This is a genomic window from Sphingobium sp. 15-1, assembly GCF_013375535.1.
In the GTDB taxonomy this organism is placed as follows: Bacteria; Pseudomonadota; Alphaproteobacteria; order Sphingomonadales; family Sphingomonadaceae; genus Sphingobium; species Sphingobium aromaticivastans.
The window spans coordinates 1802184-1820523 of record NZ_JABXJG010000001.1 but is presented as its reverse complement, the minus strand read 5'-3'; the positions used below and the strand labels follow the sequence as shown (position 1 = coordinate 1820523).

The following is an 18340-nucleotide window of genomic DNA, read 5'->3' as shown; positions in this document are numbered from 1 at the left end:
GAAACGTGGGGATTAGGCCGAGAGGCGCAAAGCCTCCGGTCGAGAGTCGGGGTCGGCATGTTGGTTCTTCATTCTGATAATGCGCGCGCTGCGCGATGGTTCCGTTCTGCGCTTAAAATTGCTGGAGCCATGAGCATGGCGGGAGCGCTCTGCGCTGCTGTCCCGGCTCAGGCCAAGGCGGACGAAGACGATCCCTATGGCGAAGCGTCGGAAATCAACACCAGCGCGCTCGGTCCGGCCGATGTCGGCTTTTCCAATCTCTTTTCCAGCCTTCAGCGGCTCGATGGCCAGGCCAAGACGGCCAACTACATCCCTTCGGGACGTCCGGTCGAGAAACTTTCCCTGACCTCCAATTTCGGCGTCCGCTCCGACCCCTTCAACGGCGGCGCCCGCATGCACAAGGGCATCGACATCCCCGGCCCGCTGGGCACCAAAATCTACGCGACCGCCGACGGCATCGTCAGCCGCGCCGGCTGGGCCAGCGGCTATGGCAATCTCGTCCAGATCTCGCATGGCGGCGGCATGGAGACGCGCTACGGCCACATGTCGAAGCTGCTCGTCGCCGCCAACAGCTATGTGCATCGCGGCCAGTTGATCGGCTTGATGGGCTCGACCGGCCGTTCGACCGGCAGCCATCTGCATTATGAAGTGCGCGTCGACGGCCAGGCGATCAACCCGATCCCCTTCGTCGCCGGACCGGATTATCTGGTGGCGATGAACACCAAGCCGCCGATCGCCATGGGTGGCCCCACCAAGGCCCAGGAAAAGGCCGCCGAATAAGCGGGTCTTTCATCTCCCTTTCCCAAGGCCCGGTCCGCGAAAGCTTGCCGGGCCTTTTGCTTGATCCTATCTAAAAGCGATGACCGATATAGACCTGACCTCTTCTGCCGCCGCTCGCGTGGCCGAAATCGCCACCAAGCAGGGCAAGCCCGCCATATTGCGCCTGGCTGTGGAGGGTGGGGGCTGTTCGGGCTTCCAATATCGCTTCGGCCTGGCCGATGCGGTGGAGACGGACGACATAGCGGTCGAGCGCGACGGCGTGACGCTGGTGGTCGATGACGTCAGCATCGACCTCGTGCGCGGATCGGCGGTCGATTTCGTGTCCGATCTGGGCGGCAAGGCGTTCAAGGTGACGAACCCCAACGCCACCGCCGGCTGCGGCTGCGGCACCAGCTTCTCGGTCTGATAGCACTCTCTCCCCGTTCGGGCTGAGCCCTTCGACCGGCTCAGGGCAGGCTTGTCGAAGCCCTTCATTTCCTTAAAAGGGCACGCGCTGGTTTGATGCGATTCAGGCCGACCGAACGAAAGACACGCCCCCCATGCGCATCGCCACCTTCAACATCAACGGAATCAAGGCGCGCCTGCCGCGTCTGCTGGAGTGGCTGGACGAGACCCGCCCTGACATCGCTTGCCTTCAGGAAATCAAGACCTCCGACGACACTTTCCCGGTCAAGGACATAGAAGAGGTCGGCTATGGCGCGATCTGGCACGGGCAGAAGGGGTTCAACGGCGTCGCCATCCTGGCGCGGGGCGAAACCCCGGTCGAGGTACGCCGCGGTCTGGAGGGCGAGCCGGAGGATGAGCATAGCCGCTATCTCGAAGCCGATGTGAAGGGCCTGCGCGTCGCCAGCATCTATTTGCCCAATGGCAATCCCCAGCCGGGCCCGAAATTCGACTATAAACTCCGCTGGATGAAGCGCCTGCGCGACCGCGCCACGGAAATCTGGGCGGAGGAAGTCCCCGCCATCCTCGCGGGCGATTATAATGTCATCCCCCGCGACAAGGACGTCTATTCGGTCAAGGCCATGGCGGACGACGCGCTGATGCAACCGGAAAGCCGCGCCGCCTATCGCCGGCTGCTGGGCGACGGCTGGACCGACGCCATCGCTTCCCGGCATCCGGCGGGCGGGGTGTGGACCTATTGGGACTATCAGATGAACGCCTGGCCGCGTGATGCGGGGTTCCGGATCGATCATCTGCTGCTCAGCCCGGCCGCCGCCGACCGCCTGATCGACGCCCAGGTCGACAAGGATTTCCGCGGGCGGGAGAAGGCGAGCGACCATGCCCCGACCTGGGTGGAATTGTCGTAACCTCCTTTGACGGCGGTTTTTGACCATTAGGGAAAGGTTAAATCCTCCCTGCGCGAAGCGTGGGGAGGGGGACCAGCCACAGGCTGGTGGAGGGGAAAGGACACGACCTGCGCATTTTCCCCTCCGTCAGCGCTTCGCGCTGTTGAACGGAGGTATGCGAATCCGTTCAAGTCCCCATCTCCCGATGGGGAGGATTAAGAAGGCCGCTCTCCACCATTCACCCCTTCACCGCCTCCGCCACCCGAATCCCCGGCAAGGCCCCCGGATCGCCCATATCCTGACCGATCCATGCGCCGCCCTGCCGGAAATAAGCCACATGATGTCCGCGCTGGAAGCTGGCGCCGTCCCACACCACCACCTGCAATTCGATCTCGTCATGGCGGCGGACATGCAGCCAGTTGAAGCTTTGCGGTTCCGCATTGCGCAGCCGGGTGGAGGTCGCCGTCCCTGCCTGGATCACCAGCGCCCCGCCGGCATCGGCCACCATCTTCTCCGCCGCCGCCGCATAGGTGCGATGGAAATGCCCCGCCAGCGCGATATGGATGCCCGCCTGCGCGGTTGCCCGCACCGCATCCTCATGCCGCCCGACGGCTTCGCTCAACTCCCCGCCTTTCCCGATCGGCATGGCGAACAGCGGATGATGCGTGACGAGGATGCGCGCCTTCTCCGGCGCCACATGCGCGAAGCGTTGCCTTAGCAGGCGCATCTGGTCGCGGTTGATGCGCCCGTCCTTGATCGTCAGCGACCGCGCCGTGTTGAGGCCCAGTATCGCGACCTCGTCATCCTCGTAAAAGGGGCAGAGATCGTTGCTGACATAACGTTTGTAGTGGCGCAGCGGCGCCCCGAAACGGCGGGCGAGATTATAGAGCGGCACGTCATGATTGCCCGGAACGACCAGCAATTTCATCCCCGCCGCGCGCAGCCGGTTCAGCCAGGCGGCGGCCTGCCGGAACTGGTCGCGCTGGGCCCGCTGGGTGAAATCGCCGCTGATGACGACCAGGTCGGGCTGGCGCTGTTGCAGCCAGGCTTCGGCGGCGGCGACGATCTTTGGATCATGCGCGCCGAAATGAATGTCGGATAGATGAGCGATGCGGGCCATGCCCCCTGAATGAGCGTGGGCCGCCAATGGTTTCGGACCTCAGGACGCAGTTGCGTGTTGTTGAGGCATGGAAATGAAATCCCCCTCCCAAAAAAGCCTGTTCCACAAGGACCTGCCCCGCGAAGCGGCGCTGATCGTCAACGTCCACTCCCGCCGGGGGGAGGCGCTGTTCAAGGACGCCAGGGCCTTGCTGGAACAGGCGGGCCTGCGCCTGATCGCCGCCCATGCGGTGGACGACCCGGACCGCTTGCAGGAAACGGTCCGACAGGCCGTCGCACAGGGCGCGCCGATGGTGATCGTCGGCGGCGGCGACGGATCGCTGTCGGGCACGGTGGACGAGCTGGTGGGCAAGGACTGCGTTTTCGGCGTGCTGCCGCTCGGCACCGCGAACAGCTTCGCCCGGACCCTGGGCATTCCGCTCGATCTGGAGGGGGCGGTGGCGGCCATTGCCGGAGGCCAGCGGCGGCGGATCGACCTTGGCATGATCGACCAGGATTATTTCGTGAACGCGGCGTCGCTGGGCCTGTCCCCGATGATCGGCAAGACGGTGCCGCACAGGCTCAAACGCTATCTGGGGCGGATCGGCTATCTGCTCTGGGCGGTCAAATGTTCCATCGGTTTCCGCGCCTTCCGGCTGGTGCTGGATGATGGCGCGCGCGAACGGCGCATGTGGTCGACGGAGGTGCGCATCCTGAACGGTCCCTATCATGGCGGGGTGGCGCTGTCCGATCAGGCCGATGTGGACACGGGCGAGATAGTGATCCAGGCGGTGGTCGGACGCAGCCATGCGCGGCTCGCCTGGGATTGGTACGCCAAATTCTTCAGGCTGCGCGACCGGAACGCCCATACGGAGGAATTTCGCGGCAAATCCTTCCGCATCGAAACGGTGCCGCCCCAGCGCATCTCCATTGACGGGGAAGTGCTGGCCAGGACTCCCGCGACGGTCAGGATCGCGGCGGGGGCGGTGGATGTGGCGGTGCCGTAATAATTCCCCTCCCGCAGGCGGGAGGGGCTAGGGGTGGGCGCGAGCGAAGCGAGCTTCTGCGCTCTCGGTCAGGGGAAGGTCGTCGCTGGCGCAGCAAGCCCGCCTGCGGGGAGGGACTTCAGAGCGCCTTCTCATACACCTGATAAATCTTGTTCACCCGGCTCTCAATGGCATCCGCGATGGCGTTCATGCCCTGATTGTCGTCCAGCACCCAGCCGATTTCCCCCCGCGTCGCGCCATAGTTCGCGGTCGCGTTGCGGCGGATATATTCGATCATCATGAAGGCCAACTGGCTCGCCATGCGAGAGGATTGCAACCGCTGCACCACGCCCATCAGCGGCACCCGCATGGTCCGCACCTGGGGCTTGCGCAGCCACCACAGCAGCTTCGCCCAGCCGAAGGGGAAAAGCGAACCGTTGAGCGGCGCGATCGCCTCATTGAGATCGGGCAGCGTCATCATGAACGCCACCGGCTCGCCTTCCAGCTCCGCGATCATGATCAGGTCGTTGAACACGATCGGCTTCAACTGCTTGCCGAAATGGGCGACCTCCTCGTCGGTGATCGGCACGAAGCCCCAATTATTGCCCCAGGCGTCGTTCAATATGGCCAGGATGATCGCCGCCTCGCTGTCGAATTTCGCCTTGTCGACCTTGCGGATGCGGATGCGTTCATTCTTCTCGCCCGACTGGACGATGCGCTGGATCAGCGGCGGGAATTGATGGGTGATGTCCAGCTCATAGGTTTTGAGCTGCTTGATCGGCCGATAGCCCGCGCCCTCGACCATGGCCCGATATTCCGGCCTGGCATGGCCCATCATCACCGTCGGCTTATGGTCGAACCCCTCGATCAGCAGCCCCGGCTCCTCCCAGATGGACAGGGAGATCGGCCCGAGCGAGCGGGTCATCCCCTTGGCCCGCAGCCAGCCCTCCGCTGCCGCGATCAGCGCTGCGCCGACCTCCGCATCTTCCGCCTCGAACAGCCCGAAATTGCCCGTGCCCGGCCCCATGCCCTGCTCGGCGGGCTGGGCCAGCGCCAGATGATCCAGATGCGCCGACACCCGCCCGACGACCCTACCGCCCCGGCGCGCCAGGAAATATTGCGCCTCGGCATGGCCGAAAAAGGGGTTCTTGCCCGGCGTGATCAGGCTGTAGACCTCATCCTTCAGCGGCGGCACCCAATTGGGATCATTGGCATAAAGCCGCCAGGGCAGGTCGACGAAAGCCTTGCGATCGGCCTTGGACATGACGGGGGTGATAACCAGTTCGTTATTGGCCACGCGGGGGGAGCTTTCGCAAGAGCAAGACTGTTGGATCAGGACGGATCGTCGCTTGTTTCGCGAATGTCAATCGGGACATGAGCGGATGGGATCATGATGACCAAATCGTCATGTTGCTGCCCCAATTGCAGCGCATTTACCCTTTAGGAACCACGGCATGACTGTGCACGACCCCCTTATTGCCGCCGCGTCACGCACCAAAAGCGCGATCCCCGACGACGCGGCGCTGCTGCGCGCGGCGGCGGACCTGACCCGCGAGCTGTCGACGGCCAAGCCTTCCCTCTACTGGCCCGACATGCTGGCGTCGGCTTTCATCGGCTATGCCGCGCTGGCCGGGGCGATCCTGACCGACGGCGCGCTGATGCTGGCGTTGGGCGTGGTGGCGATGCTGGCGCTCTACCGCGCGGCGAGCTTCATCCATGAGCTGACCCATATCCGCAAGGGCGCGCTGCCCGGCTTCCGCCTTGGCTGGAACCTGCTCGTCGGCATTCCGCTGATGATCCCTTCGTTCATGTACGAAGAGGTGCATACCCAGCATCACGCCCGCACCCGCTACGGCACGACGAACGATCCGGAATATCTGCCGCTCGCGCTGATGAAGCCCTGGTCGCTGCCTTTGTTCATCCTGGTGGCGGCGCTGGCGCCGGTCGGCCTGATCCTGCGCTTCGGCCTGCTGACGCCGCTCAGCCTGCTGTTCCCGCCGCTGCGGCGGAAAGTGGTGGCGGAATTTTCCGCGCTCTCGATCAATCCCGCCTATCGCCGCCGCGCGCCGGAGGGGGATTTCGCCCGCCAATGGGCCTTGGAGGAAGCGGGCGCCTGCTTCTTCGCGCTGGCGCTGGTCGTCAGCGTCTTCGCCTTCGGCTGGAAGCCGCTGCTCACCTATATGGCGGTGCATTCGGCCATGACCGTCATCAACCAGCTCCGCACGCTGGTCGCGCATCTCTGGGAAAATGAGGGTGAGGCGATGACCGTCACGGCGCAATATCTGGACTCGGTCAATGTGCCGCCGCCATCGCCCTTCGCCGCGATCTGGGCGCCGGTGGGCCTGCGCTACCATGCGCTCCATCACCTGCTGCCAAGCGTGCCCTATCACGCGCTGGGCGAGGCGCATCGCCGCCTGGTGGCGACGCTGGCGAGCGATTCGCCCTATCATAAGGGCAACTACCCCGGCATGTGGCCGCTGGTCGGCAAGATCGCCCGTTCGACGATGGCGAAGCGCTGACGCCTGATTCTAAGGCTCCGTGCTCCTGCGAAGGCAGGAGCCCAGTTCTGCCCTCTCAGAAACATCGCAACGCTTGGCCTGGGCTCTCACGAGCCACCCGTCTCGTTCGAGTGCCTTCGCAGGAGCACGGTCGGTGTGCTACTCCTCCGTCCGGAACAACACCGTCTCGCCCACCAACAGGAACAGCAGAAACGGCGCCCAAGCCGCCAGAAACGGCGGATAAGCCCCCAGATTTCCCATGGCGAGCGAGAAATTATCCGCCACGAAATAGGCAAAGCCCAGCGCCATCCCCATCACGGCGCGCACGAATAACTGCCCCGACCGCGCCAACCCGAAGGCCGCCACAGACCCCAATATCGGCATCAACAGCGCGGACAAAGGCCCCGACAGCTTGTGCCAAAGGCTCCCCTCCAGCTCCGCCGTAGGGCGCCCCGCATCGTGCAGATCGCTGATCGCCGCCTGCAACTGGGTGAAGGTCAGCGCGTCGGGATCGACCTTGGCCAAAGTGAACTGATCCGGCCGGATGTCATGGCCAAAGCGCACCGTGCCGATCTGCCGCTCCGTGCCCCGCGCCACGTCGAACTGCCGCGCTCCCTCCAGCACCCAGCTTTTGTTGGCCGCGTCATAATGCCCCTTGGGCGCCTGGACGATGGTGGTCAGCGTATTGTTGACGCGGTTGAAAATCTCCACCTTGCGGAGTTGGACTCCCGTGCCCCGGCCGGCGACGATGGCGGCGGTCACCAGATTATTGCCGTCGCGCACCCAGGGGCTGGCCTTGATGCCGGTTTCAGGGGGCAGCGGACCATATTCCACCGCCTGCCAGGCCGAAAGCCGCGCCGTGGATCGCGCCACGATCCGCTCGTTGAAGGCATAGCTGATCAGCGCCACGCCCAGCGCCGCCGCCAGCAGGGGCGCCAATATCTGATGCGCCGACAGCCCCGCCGCCTTCATTGAGATGATCTCGCTATTCTGGTTGAGGCTGGCGAGCATGATCAGCGTGCCGAGCAGCACGGAAAAGGGCAGGAAGCGGGCGACGATCTGCGGCGCGCGCAAGGCCACATAATGCCAGAGCTGCGCGTCGCCATTGCCGGCATAGGCGAGGATGTCGCCCGATTCGCCCAGCAGGTCTAGCGTCTGCAGCACCGCGACCAGCATCGCCAGCACCGCGAAGGTCCGCGTCAGGAATAGCCGCGCCATATACCAGCTAAGCTGGCGCGACGGGAAGAAATTGAGCTGAAGCATGGGTCAGGCGGCTCCTTCCGCCACGGTTTTCGCCCCTGGCCGCCGCCGGATGCGGCCTAGCAGGCGGAAAACCTGCTTGGCGATCTTGGCGAAGGCATATTCAAGCGCGGCGATCGGCTGGCCGCCCGGCCGATGCGCGATCACATGGTACATCCACAGGATCAGCCCCGCGAACAGCAGGAACGGCCCCCATAGCGCGATGATCGGATCGATCTTGCCCAGCGATCCCACGCCCTGCCCATATTCGTTGACCTTGTGATAGGTCACGATGAACACGATCGAGAGGAACACGCCCAGCGCCGATGTGGACCGCTTCGGCGGAATGGCGAAGGCCAGCGCGGCCAGCGGCAACAGCAGCATCATCGCCACCTCCACCATGCGGAAATGGAAATTGGCGCGGATCTCGTTGCGCAGCTTGTCGGGCGTGCCGGGATCATGGCCGATCACCACCAGTTCGGGAATGGTCTTCTCCCGGTCGACGTCGCGGCCCCGGAACTTCTCGATCTGCGGCAGGTCGATGGGCAGGTCATGGCTGGAAAAGGACAGGATTCGCGGCGACTTATATTTGGGCGCGTCGTTCACCAGCACGCCGTCGCGCAGGCGGAAGATGATGGTGTCGGGATCGTCGGTCGCCAGGAATTCGCCCTGCGCCGCCGTCACCGCCACGGTCTGGCCGTCCTTGCCGATGGCGCGGACGAAAATCCCTTGCAGGTTGCGGCCTTCGTCCAGGCTGCGTTCGATCCGCAGGGTCATGCGCTTGCCCAGATTGGTGAACTCGCCCACCTTGATCGATGCGCCCAGCGCGCCCGACCGCAGTTCGAACCGCAGTGCCTCATAGGCGTGGCGGGACAGCGGCTGGACGAAGCCGACAATGCCGAAATTGAGCAGCGCCAACGCGATCGCAAACATATAGGGCACGCGCAGCAACCGGCCGTAGGACAGGCCGACGGCCCGCATCACGTCCAGCTCGGACGACATGGCCAGCTTGCGGAAGGCCAGCAATATGCCCAGCATCAGGCCGATGGGAATGCCCAGCGACAGATATTCGGGCATCATGTTCGCCAGCATGCGCCACACGACGCTGACCGGCCCGCCCTCCGCCGCGACGAAGTCGAACAGGCTCAGCATCTTGTCGAGCACCAGCAGCATGGCCGAGATCACCAGCGTCCCCAACATGGGCAGGGCGATCAGGCGGGCGAGGTATCTGTCGGTGGCGGTCAGCATTTCTCTATGTGGTCGTCCCATCACCATGATTTGGCCGCAAACCCCCCCCATATGCGAGTCAGGTAAGTTGCGGGGCGAACAGGGGCTCGCCGTCCGGTGTCACTGGGCGGCTATAGCTTCACGGAGTTGGATGGTCATGTTCAAAGTTGCAATGGGTCTGATGTCGGTGGGGGCCTTGTTCGCCGCCGCCCCGGCCATCGCCCATGGTATGGAGATCGGCAACGACCTGGAACGCTGCTCCGCCACGGCCAAGGGCCCGGCGGTGCTGGTCGACGTGCGCGGCTTTGCCGCCCCGACCGGGAAGGTGCGCGTGCAATCCTATCCCGCGACCAAGGGAGCCTGGCTGGCCAAGGGCGAGTGGCTGGGCCGCATCGACGTGCCGGTGAAGGTCGTGGGTGGCGAGATGCGCTTCTGCATGCCGGTGCCGCAGCCCGGCAAATATGGCATCGCCGTGCGCCACGACCGCGACGGCAACGGTAAGACCGACATTTCCCGCGACGGCGGCGGCTTTTCCAACAATCCATCGATCAGCATCTTCAACCTGGGCAAGCCGGGGGTCGAAAAGGCGGCCTTCTACGCAGGGCCGGGGGTGACGAAGATCACCATCAACCTCAAATATATGTGATCCCCTGAGCATGGTCCGCGTCGCCCTTTTGTCCAATCCGAAATCCACGGGCAACCGGCAGACGCTTCCGCGCGTGCGCAGCTATTGCGCCAGCAATCCCGACATTTTCCATTATGAGGTGGAACATGTCGACCAGATCGGCCGGGCGCTTCAGACCATCGCCCGCGTCGATCCCGTCGTCATCGTCATCAACGGCGGCGATGGCACGGTGCAGGCGGCGCTGACGGAACTCTATCAGGGCGAGCATTTCCAGGGCCGCGTGCCGCCGATCGCAGTGCTGCCCAACGGCAAGACCAATCTGATCGCGCTCGACCTCGGCATCCATGGCGATCCGATCAAGGCGTTGGAGAGGATCGTCCAGATCGCCAAGGCGGGCGTCGACGATCATGTCGTGGCGCGCGAACTGATCGCGCTGTCGGACGGGCAGGCGGAAAGCCGGCCGGTGCTGGGCATGTTCCTGGGCGGGGCGGGGCTGGCCGATTACATGCTCTATTGCCGCAACCAGATCTATCCGCTGGGCCTGTCCAATGGAATCAGCCATTTCCTGACGGCGCTGGCCGTGGTCGTGTCGCTGCTGTTCGGCATTCGTGCCCGATTCCTGCCGCAATCCAGCCATCCGGTGCGCATTTCGCTGATCCGTGAGGGCCAATTGGCGGGGCGTTTCGCCGTGCTGATCGTGACGACGCTGGAAAAGCTGTTGCTGGGCGTGCAGCCGGGCGACAGCAGGCGCGGCAATATGAAGCTGATGGCCGTCGACCAGAACCTCCCCGCGCTGCTGCGCCTCGTCTGGGCGAGCGTCACCAACCGCGTGGGCAAGGCGCAGATGCAGGGCATTCATCTGGAACAGGGCGACGTGATCCGCATAGAGGGCGACCACAGCAGCGTCATCCTGGACGGCGAACTGTTCGAAGCCTCGGAAGGCAAGCCCATCGTCCTACGCTCCACCGAACCAGTGCCGTTCCTCCGCCTGGCGGCGTGACTTGGCGGTTTGGGGTGGTTTCTTGTCCTTCCATAGTCGTTACCCTGAACTTGTTTAGCTGCGCTGGCCTGCGGCTCAGGGTCCATTTCTCCGGATTGAGCCTTGGTTCGTGGGGAGAAATGGATGCTGAAACAAGTTCAGCATGACGAATGAGGGATAGGCCAGCTTACGTCCGCAACTGGCCATTCCCAGACCCTGCCCCAGAACAATAGGTAGCCCAACGGCAACAGGCCCCCCCAAAAAGCGTCCTATTTCTCCAACAGGCGCCCATTTCAGCCTGTCCTATTCCGCACCCACCGCTCTATCCCGCATCCCTCTTTGAAACGTCCGATAAACCCCGCGATCCCCTACGCGCGCCCGGGCATGCGCGCGCATACACTGTGAACTTCGACGCAAAACCGCCATTCGCGACCATTTCTCGCTAACCTATGTCCCGCAAATCCCGGCGCATCCCGATCAATGCTTCGGCTTGAGCGCTTCGGCCAGCGAAACAGTCGCGCTCCCCCGCCGCGCAGGCCCCGCCTGACTCGGATCGGCCTTCCACCCGCTCAGATACAGGATCGCCATCTGTTCCGCCGTTCGCCCATCCTCATCCGCCGCCGCCGCGAAATGCCCGGCCGCGCCGACCAGCGCCTCCCGCCGCAACACAGGCGCCCGCGACACCAGCGCATTGCCCGCGCCCATGCCCCGCAGATCATGCATCAGCCGCAGCACATCGCCATAGCGCACCGTCAGCACATCCCCATCCGCGACCGGCATGGTGAAGCCCGCCCGCGCCAGCAGATCGCCCGCCGAGCGCACATCCACCTGGGGATGGACATGCTGCCCGGCCCGGTCGCCTTCGCCCGCCATCAGCGCCGCCCGCAACCGGGGCAGCGAACCAGCGCCGGTAAAGGCCGCCAGCATCAGCCCGTCGGGCCGCAACAGCCGCCGCATCAGGATCAGCGCGCCGGGCAGATCGTTGACGCTGTCGAGTGTGCCGCAAGCGATCACCAGATCGAAGCTTTCATCGGCAAAGGGCAGGGCGTCCTCATCCACCTGCACGCCCCCCTGCGCCTTCGCCGCCGCAAAGCCGGGATCGGCGCAGACGACGCGCTTGCCCATCGCCTCCAGCGCCGCCCGGGCGCTGCCGTCGGGACAGCCGATGACGAGGACCTCCTGAAAATCCCGCTGCACATCGCCCAGCCGGTCGAGCAGTTCGTCCAACATCGCCCGATACAGGAAGTCATGGTCGGCAAAGCGCGCCATCATCCGGTCGCGCCTTTTGGCGCGCAGGGCGCGGTCGAAGATGTCGGCATGGGTCATGGCGGGCCTTGTGCAACGGCGGAGGAGCGGGAACAAGGGAGATGATGTCCCTTTCCCCGCTTCTCAAGACCGCGCCTTTGCTCAAAACCCTGTTGCGCCCTCTGGTCGACTATGCCCTGCCGCCCCGCTGCCCCGGCTGCGGCGAGATTGTGGAGGCGGACGACGCCTTCTGCCTCAGTTGCTGGAGCGGAATGCGGTTCCTGGGCGCGCCCTGCTGCGCCCGCTGCGGCGTGCCGTTCGACTATGATCGGGGCGCCGGGGCCGAATGCGGCGCCTGCCTGGCCGATCCGCCGCCCTTCGACAGCGCGCAGGCGGTGCTGGCCTATGGCGATGTCGCCCGCGCCGTGGCGCTGCGGCTCAAATATGGCCGCCGCATCGGCCTCGCCCGGCTGATCGCGAAGCAGATGGCGCGGCAGGTTCCGGCGCTGGAGGATGCGGTCATCGTGCCGGTGCCGCTGCATCGCTGGCGACTCTGGTGGCGCGGCTTCAACCAGTCGGCCCTGATCGCCCGCCATCTGGCGCGGCTGACGGGCTTGCCGGTCGACAACCACGCCCTGCTGCGCACCCGTCGCACCCAGCCCCTGCGCGGCATGAGCCCGAAGTTCCGGGCCAGGGCGGTGCGCGGCGCCTTTGCGCTCGCGCCGGGCCATGACCTCAAAGGCCGCGCCGTGCTGCTGATCGACGATGTCCACACCAGCGGCGCGACGGCCGCCGCATGCGCCCGCGTGCTGAAACGCGGCGGCGCGGCGAGCGTTCACCTGCTGTGCTGGGCGCGGGTGCTGCCGGACAGCGCCGATTGACAAATAGCCGCCGAACCACAATTTCGACGATCAAGGAGTGAAATATGGCGAAGGTCGAAATCTATACCAAGGCCTGGTGCGGCTATTGCGCCCGGGCGAAGGCTCTGCTCGACGGCAAGGGCGTGGCGTTCGAGGAATATGACATTACCATGGGCGGCCCCAAGCGCCAGGAGATGCTGGACCGCGCCCATGGCGGGACGACGGTGCCGCAAATCTTCATCGACGGCCAGCATATCGGCGGCAGCGACGACATGGCGGCGCTGGACCGCCAGGGCAAGCTCGACGCATTGCTGGGAGCATAGGCAGGATGCGCGCCGCCATCTTCCAGATGACCAGCGGGATCGACCCCGCCGCCAACGCCGCCGCGATCGTGGAGATGGCCGCGCGCGCCAAGGGGGAGGGGGCGGACATGCTCTTCACCCCCGAAATGGCCGGCTATCTGGACCGCGACCGGCAGCGGGCGGCGGCGACCCTGCGGTCGGAGGCGGACGATCCGGTGTTGGCGGCGGTGCGCGACGCCGCGGCGAAACAGGGGCTGTGGGTCCATCTTGGTTCCCTGCCGCTGAAGGATGAGCGCGCCGACGGCCGCTGGGCCAATCGCAGCTTCATGATCGACGGCAACGGCGCAATCCGCGCCCGGTACGACAAGATCCACCTGTTCGACGTCGATCTGGCGACGGGCGAAAGCTGGCGCGAATCGTCCGTCTATGGGCCGGGCGAACAGGTCGTCGCGGTCGATACCCCGTGGGCGCGGATGGGCTTGTCGGTCTGCTACGACATGCGCTTTCCCGATCTCTACCGGGCGCTCACCAATGCGGGCGCCACGGTGCTGCTGACGCCCGCCGCCTTCACCGTGCCGACCGGTAAGGCGCATTGGCATGTCCTGCTGCGCGCGCGGGCGATCGAGGCGGGCTGCTTCGTCATCGCCGCCGCCCAGACCGGCCATCATGCCGACGGCCGCGACACCTATGGGCACAGCCTGATAGCTGACCCATGGGGGGACATTGTCCTGGAGATGGGCGAGCAGGCGGGTCTTGCTCTTGCGGAGATCGACCTGTCGCGCATAGAGGACGTGCGCGGGCGGGTGCCCGCGCTCGCCAACCGGCGATCCTTGCCCATGGATGTGACAGTGTCGTGATCGTTTTCGACCTCAAATGCGAATCCCAAGGCCATGTGTTCGAGGCGTGGTTCGGTTCCAGCGCCGATTATGAGGATCAGAAGGCGCGGGGCCTGCTGAGCTGCCCGCTGTGCGGCGACGCGCATGTTGGCAAGGCGGTGATGGCCCCGGCGGTCGCGCCCAAGGGCAACAGCCGCGTGGAAGTGCTGCCTGCCGCCGCTTCCTCCGACGGCGCCTCGATTGCGATGGGGGCCGGCGAGGAGGCGAAGATGCGCGAGCTGGTGCAGGCGCTGGCAAGGGCGCAGCAGAAGGCGCTGGAGGATTCCACTTGGGTCGGGCGGGATTTTGCCGAGCAGGCCCGCGCCATGCATTATGGCGAGCAGGATCGCGCCAGCATCCACGGCGAAGTCGCGCTCAGCGAGGCGCGAGCATTGATCGCGGAGGGCGTGGAAGTGGCGCCCTTGCCCTTTCCGGTGGTTCCGCCCGAAGCGAAGAATTGACCGCGCCCCGTTCGCGGAATAGAGCCGTCACCGGGCACCCGTAGCTCAGCAGGATAGAGCATCAGATTCCTAATCTGAGGGCCACAGGTTCGAATCCTGTCGGGTGCACCACACATTGCTAAGTTATTGGAAAAGAAGAGAAATTTTCCATACCACCTCATCGATCGTTGAATTTCGTCCGATGGGTGCGGTGACGACCATCTTCATGCGTTGCCCCTGTCCGGCCCGGCATTTTGTTCTTTAGTTATCAGGTTTGATAATGGGATGACGAATATTGGGGCAGTTTTGTCATAAAGTTTGAATCTTGTTCGAGGCACCACACATTCTCGCTTTGCGAGGTCTTCCGAGCCTGGTCTGTGCATGGACTCCAAAATGGCGCAGTTCCGCGCCATTATCCCGAGGCGTTGACCAACCGGGTGCCACAGAGCCGCTCCTTTCGGCCCCAGCGCCACAAAAAAGGCCCCGCGTCTACGGGGCCCCTTCGAGTGGCACACGGTTTCGGCGAGAGGCCTATTCACCAAACCCGAGCGCCTTGCGCTGATCCTTCCAGTCCAGTGGAATGGCCGCATGCTTCATGAGGCGCCGCGGCGTCAGCGATGGTGGTTGGCGGCCTTCCAGAATGGCGGTGATGATGTCAGGAGCGAGAAACGCCAATCGTGCAATCCGTTCTGCCGCGCGGTCGTTCATGCCGAATGACTCGGTGAAAAGCCGCTGTCGAGCAGCTTCGGCTTTGCGGAGCAGAGCTACCAACTTGAGATTGACGCTGGGCTTCTGCTCTTGGCTGGACCTCAGCACGAGCTTGAGATTGCGACCACGCTGATCAGGCGCCGTGGTGATGATGAGTGGCAGGGGGATGCCATCAAGGAAGTCGAATGGAATGTGCAGCCTTGAATGAAGATTTTCCACACTTATTGGGTGCCACCAAGGGCGCGGCAGCCCGTCGGGAACGCCATTGATAGGCCCCGTTTCTAAGCCTTATGCCGGAACAGGGGAGAGAAATACGGGAACTTCGTTGCCGGCCTGACGTCTCAATATCATGAGCGTGGCAGGCGCCTCTTTCTGATTATGTTCGGTTGCTCTGACTATTTGGCTATTTGCGAGCGGCTTTCAATCAAGCTGCCGCCTATGCATGTGGAGCGGCGTGCAAAATTGACCCCCTTAGCGGGGTGATCGGCGTCTAAAATTGACCCCCATCATTCCAGAGTGTGAGGCGTCGCGGCTTGGACTTCCAGGCGGCGAGGATGGGGATGTTGATTGTGGAGACTATTGCCAAGATTCGCAGGGAGCACAGGGAAGGTAAGCCGATCAAAGAGATCGCGCGTGATTTACGGTTGTCGCGCAACACGGTGCGCAAGGCGATCCGTGCGCCGGAGGCGGATTTCAGCTACGAACGCAAGGAGCAGCCTCGACCGCAGACCGGGCCATTTCGCGAACGGCTGGACGAGTTGTTGGTGCAGAACGAGGAACGGCCCCGGCGTGATCGGCTACGGCTGACACGGATACACGATCTTCTGGAGCGTGAGGGTTTCACCGGCTCCTACGATGCGGTTCGGCGCTATGCGGCACGCTGGAAGCGCGAACGCCGGACCGACGGCGGCGATATGAGCAAGGTGTTCATCCCGCTCATGTTCCGGCCGGGTGAGGCCTATCAGTTCGACTGGAGCCACGAGGACGTGGAGATCGCCGGCAAGCCGATGCGGGTGAAGGTAGCTCATATGCGGTTGTGCTGGTCGCGGGCGCCGTATGTGCGGGCCTATCCGCGCGAGACCCAGGAGATGCTCTTTGACGCGCATGCCCGGGGCTTTGCCTTTTTTGGCGGGGTGCCGACGCGCGGCATTTACGACAACATGAAGACCGCGGTGACGAGCGTGTTCACCGGCAAGGAGCGGGTGTTCAACCGGCGCTTCCTGATCATGACGGATCATTATGGCGTCGAGCCTGTGGCTTGCAGCCCGGCGGCAGGCTGGGAGAAGGGACAGGTCGAGAACCAGGTCCAGACCAGCCGGGAGCGGCTGTTCAAGCCCCGGTTGCGCTTTGCCAGCCTCGAAGAGCTGAACGCCTGGCTGGAGGCCGAGTGCCGACGGTGGGCCGAGCGTTATGCCCATCCAGATCTGGAAGACATGACCATTGCGCAGGCGCTGGAGATGGAACGATCCTCGCTGCAGTCATTGGCCACGCCCTTTGACGGCTTCTTCGAGAGCGAACATGTGGCGAGCGCAACCTGCCTGGTGAGCTTCGATCGCAACCGATACTCGGTCATGGCGAGTGCGGCCCGGGAGGCGGTGCAACTGCGCGCCTATGCCGACAGGATCGTCATCCGTTGTGCAGGCCAAGCGGTTGCCGAGCATGCTCGCGTGTTCGGCCGCAACCAGACGGCGTTCAACCCTTGGCATTATCTGCCGGTCCTGATCCGCAAGCCGGGAGCATTGCGCAACGGCGCTCCCTTCCAGGACTGGGATCTTCCGCCGGCCCTGGCCCAACTGCGCCGCAAGCTGGGCAAAAGCGATGACGCAGATCGGCGCTTCGTCCGGGTGCTGGCAGCAGTGCCCGAAGATGGGCTGGAGGCGGTCGAAGCTGCCGTCCGCGAAGCTATGATGGCGGGTACGGCCAATGACGAAGTGATCCTCAACATCCTGTCGCGCCGACGCGAACCCCAGCCCACCCAGGCCATCAGCGTCCTGGTCGATCTGAAGCTCAAGCATCCGCCCATCGCCGACTGCGCGCGTTATGACATGGTGCGAGGCCTCGATGCAGCGGCATGAGATGTTGGCAGCCCTGAAGGGGCTGGGCCTAAAGGGCATGATCGCCGCGTTCGACGATGCCGTTACCAACGGCGTCCGTCGTGACCGGACCGCCATGGAGATGCTCGGCGACCTGCTCCGCGCTGAAGGCGCGCATCGAGAAGCCGCTTCGATCCGATACCGCATGACTGCGGCCAGGCTGCCGGCCATCAAGGATCTCGACGGCTTTGTGTTCGCCGATACACCGATCAACGAAAGCCTGGTGCGTTCACTCCATGCCGGTTCATTCCTGCCGGAAAGGCGCAATATCGTACTGGTTGGTGGCACCGGCACCGGCAAGACACATCTCGCGCTTGCCATCGCCGCTGCCGTGGTTCGTGCCGGGTCGAGAGGACGGTTCTTCAATACTGTCGACCTGGTCAATCGTCTGGAGGAGGAAACCCGGCAGGCCAAGGCTGGCAACCTGGCCGCCCAGATGGCCCGCCTGGACGTCGTGGTGCTGGACGAACTCGGGTATCTGCCGTTCGCCCGTTCAGGAGGGCAGATGCTGTTCCATCTGATCAGCAAACTCTATGAAAAGACCTCGGTGATCATCACCACCAATCTCGCCTTCGGCGAATGGCCGAGCGTCTTCCAGGATGCCAAAATGACAACGGCGCTGCTGGACCGCGTCACCCACCACTGCGACATTATCGAGACCGGCAACGATAGCTGGCGGTTCAAAAACCGAAGCTGAGACGAGGAAAAACCCCTTCCCCCGGACCCCCATCCCCGGCGGTTACCCCGGTGGGTCCACAGGCACCTCCCGCGGACGCCGCCGCCAGCGCTCCTGACGGCGCGCGGCGGCGTCCGCGGGTCCCTCCTATGGACTACCGGGATAACCGCCGGCACTCACAAAAAGGGGGTCAATGTTGGGCGCCGATAGGGGGTCAACTTTGCGCGCCGGTTGACAGCGTAAGCTGCTTGTGATCGGCGCGACCGCACTGGTCCGATATGCCAAATCGAAGCCGCAGACCGCAGATCCACATCTTCTTGCGCTATTAGCGAGGAAGCCGGCCAGAGTGGCGACAGTGGCTATGGCCAATAAGATGGCGCGCATCGTATGGGCACTCATGACACGCGGTCAGACCTACCA

The 18340-nt window shown here is 64.2% G+C and carries 19 protein-coding genes and 1 tRNA gene; 14 read left to right on the top strand and 6 right to left on the bottom strand.

What is annotated here, in order from left to right:
- Positions 1 to 57: 57 nt before the first annotated feature.
- The 3 genes from HUK72_RS08550 (at position 58) to xth (ending at position 2090) form a co-directional block, all read left to right on the top strand.
- Positions 58 to 780 (top strand): M23 family metallopeptidase, encoded by a 723-nt coding sequence (locus HUK72_RS08550; protein WP_369805936.1) that lies wholly within the window; start codon positions 58 to 60, stop codon positions 778 to 780.
- Positions 781 to 859: 79 nt separating this feature from the next.
- A complete protein-coding gene (gene erpA / locus HUK72_RS08545; RefSeq protein ID WP_176596409.1) occupies positions 860 to 1186 on the top strand; it encodes an iron-sulfur cluster insertion protein ErpA in 327 nt (108 codons plus the stop codon).
- A gap of 133 nt (positions 1187 to 1319) precedes the next feature.
- The gene (gene xth / locus HUK72_RS08540; RefSeq protein ID WP_176596408.1) at positions 1320 to 2090 is read left to right on the top strand and encodes an exodeoxyribonuclease III; all 771 of its coding nucleotides are present in this window, start codon (positions 1320 to 1322) and stop codon (positions 2088 to 2090) included.
- 217 nt (positions 2091 to 2307) lie between these two features.
- Here the strand turns inward: xth and HUK72_RS08535 are convergent, their stop codons facing one another.
- Positions 2308 to 3189, bottom strand: coding sequence for a metallophosphoesterase (locus tag HUK72_RS08535; RefSeq protein WP_176596407.1), 882 nt, complete (start codon positions 3187 to 3189; stop codon positions 2308 to 2310).
- A 67-nt stretch (positions 3190 to 3256) separates the two neighbouring features.
- Here HUK72_RS08535 and HUK72_RS08530 point away from each other — a divergent pair, with 67 nt between their 5' ends.
- A complete protein-coding gene (locus tag HUK72_RS08530) occupies positions 3257 to 4174 on the top strand; it encodes a diacylglycerol kinase family protein (protein WP_176596406.1) in 918 nt (305 codons plus the stop codon).
- Between the two features lie 118 nt (positions 4175 to 4292).
- On the opposite strand, the gene HUK72_RS08525 is transcribed toward HUK72_RS08530, so the two are convergent.
- Entirely contained in the window at positions 4293 to 5450 is a 1158-nt protein-coding gene (locus tag HUK72_RS08525) for an N-acetyltransferase (RefSeq protein ID WP_176596405.1), read from the bottom strand.
- 157 nt (positions 5451 to 5607) lie between these two features.
- On the opposite strand from HUK72_RS08525, the gene HUK72_RS08520 reads away from it, so the two are divergent.
- On the top strand, positions 5608 to 6672 hold the full coding sequence (locus tag HUK72_RS08520) for a fatty acid desaturase (protein WP_176596404.1): 1065 nt from the start codon (positions 5608 to 5610) through the stop codon (positions 6670 to 6672).
- Positions 6673 to 6810: 138 nt separating this feature from the next.
- Here HUK72_RS08520 and lptG read toward each other — a convergent pair whose 3' ends face one another.
- Both lptG and lptF read right to left on the bottom strand, forming a co-directional pair.
- Complete coding sequence (gene lptG, locus HUK72_RS08515; protein WP_176596403.1) at positions 6811 to 7914, bottom strand: LPS export ABC transporter permease LptG; 1104 nt, start codon at positions 7912 to 7914, stop codon at positions 6811 to 6813.
- A 3-nt stretch (positions 7915 to 7917) separates the two neighbouring features.
- Positions 7918 to 9138: an LPS export ABC transporter permease LptF gene (gene lptF / locus HUK72_RS08510; RefSeq protein ID WP_176596402.1), complete on the bottom strand. Its 1221-nt coding sequence runs from the start codon at positions 9136 to 9138 to the stop codon at positions 7918 to 7920.
- 130 nt (positions 9139 to 9268) lie between these two features.
- Here lptF and HUK72_RS08505 point away from each other — a divergent pair, with 130 nt between their 5' ends.
- Entirely contained in the window at positions 9269 to 9763 is a 495-nt protein-coding gene (locus HUK72_RS08505; RefSeq protein ID WP_176596401.1) for a DUF2141 domain-containing protein, read from the top strand.
- A 10-nt stretch (positions 9764 to 9773) separates the two neighbouring features.
- A complete protein-coding gene (locus HUK72_RS08500) occupies positions 9774 to 10742 on the top strand; it encodes an acylglycerol kinase family protein (protein WP_176596400.1) in 969 nt (322 codons plus the stop codon).
- 456 nt (positions 10743 to 11198) lie between these two features.
- On the opposite strand, the gene HUK72_RS08495 is transcribed toward HUK72_RS08500, so the two are convergent.
- Positions 11199 to 12047, bottom strand: coding sequence for a class I SAM-dependent methyltransferase (locus tag HUK72_RS08495; RefSeq protein ID WP_176596399.1), 849 nt, complete (start codon positions 12045 to 12047; stop codon positions 11199 to 11201).
- A gap of 41 nt (positions 12048 to 12088) precedes the next feature.
- On the opposite strand from HUK72_RS08495, the gene HUK72_RS08490 reads away from it, so the two are divergent.
- The 5 genes from HUK72_RS08490 to HUK72_RS08470 all read left to right on the top strand — a co-directional run bounded on the left by HUK72_RS08490 (position 12089) and on the right by HUK72_RS08470 (position 14575).
- The gene (locus HUK72_RS08490) at positions 12089 to 12847 is read left to right on the top strand and encodes a ComF family protein (protein WP_176596398.1); all 759 of its coding nucleotides are present in this window, start codon (positions 12089 to 12091) and stop codon (positions 12845 to 12847) included.
- A 44-nt stretch (positions 12848 to 12891) separates the two neighbouring features.
- Entirely contained in the window at positions 12892 to 13149 is a 258-nt protein-coding gene (grxC, locus tag HUK72_RS08485; RefSeq protein WP_176596397.1) for a glutaredoxin 3, read from the top strand.
- Between the two features lie 5 nt (positions 13150 to 13154).
- Positions 13155 to 13985 carry a carbon-nitrogen hydrolase family protein gene (locus HUK72_RS08480; protein WP_176596396.1) on the top strand — a complete coding sequence of 277 codons (831 nt, stop codon included), beginning with the start codon at positions 13155 to 13157 and terminating at the stop codon, positions 13983 to 13985.
- On the top strand, positions 13982 to 14464 hold the full coding sequence (locus HUK72_RS08475; RefSeq protein ID WP_176596395.1) for a DUF1178 family protein: 483 nt from the start codon (positions 13982 to 13984) through the stop codon (positions 14462 to 14464). The genes HUK72_RS08480 and HUK72_RS08475 overlap by 4 nt, the downstream gene beginning before the upstream one ends.
- A 34-nt stretch (positions 14465 to 14498) precedes the next feature.
- Positions 14499 to 14575: transfer RNA gene (locus tag HUK72_RS08470), tRNA-Arg, on the top strand.
- A 399-nt stretch (positions 14576 to 14974) separates the two neighbouring features.
- On the opposite strand, the gene HUK72_RS08465 is transcribed toward HUK72_RS08470, so the two are convergent.
- A complete protein-coding gene (locus HUK72_RS08465) occupies positions 14975 to 15370 on the bottom strand; it encodes a hypothetical protein (protein ID WP_176596394.1) in 396 nt (131 codons plus the stop codon).
- Positions 15371 to 15711: 341 nt separating this feature from the next.
- Here HUK72_RS08465 and istA point away from each other — a divergent pair, with 341 nt between their 5' ends.
- Positions 15712 to 17226 carry an IS21 family transposase gene (gene istA, locus HUK72_RS08460; protein WP_176597709.1) on the top strand — a complete coding sequence of 505 codons (1515 nt, stop codon included), beginning with the start codon at positions 15712 to 15714 and terminating at the stop codon, positions 17224 to 17226.
- Positions 17213 to 17941 carry an IS21-like element helper ATPase IstB gene (gene istB, locus HUK72_RS08455; RefSeq protein WP_176595381.1) on the top strand — a complete coding sequence of 243 codons (729 nt, stop codon included), beginning with the start codon at positions 17213 to 17215 and terminating at the stop codon, positions 17939 to 17941. Before istA ends, istB begins: the two co-directional genes overlap by 14 nt.
- Positions 17942 to 18340 lie beyond the last annotated feature (399 nt).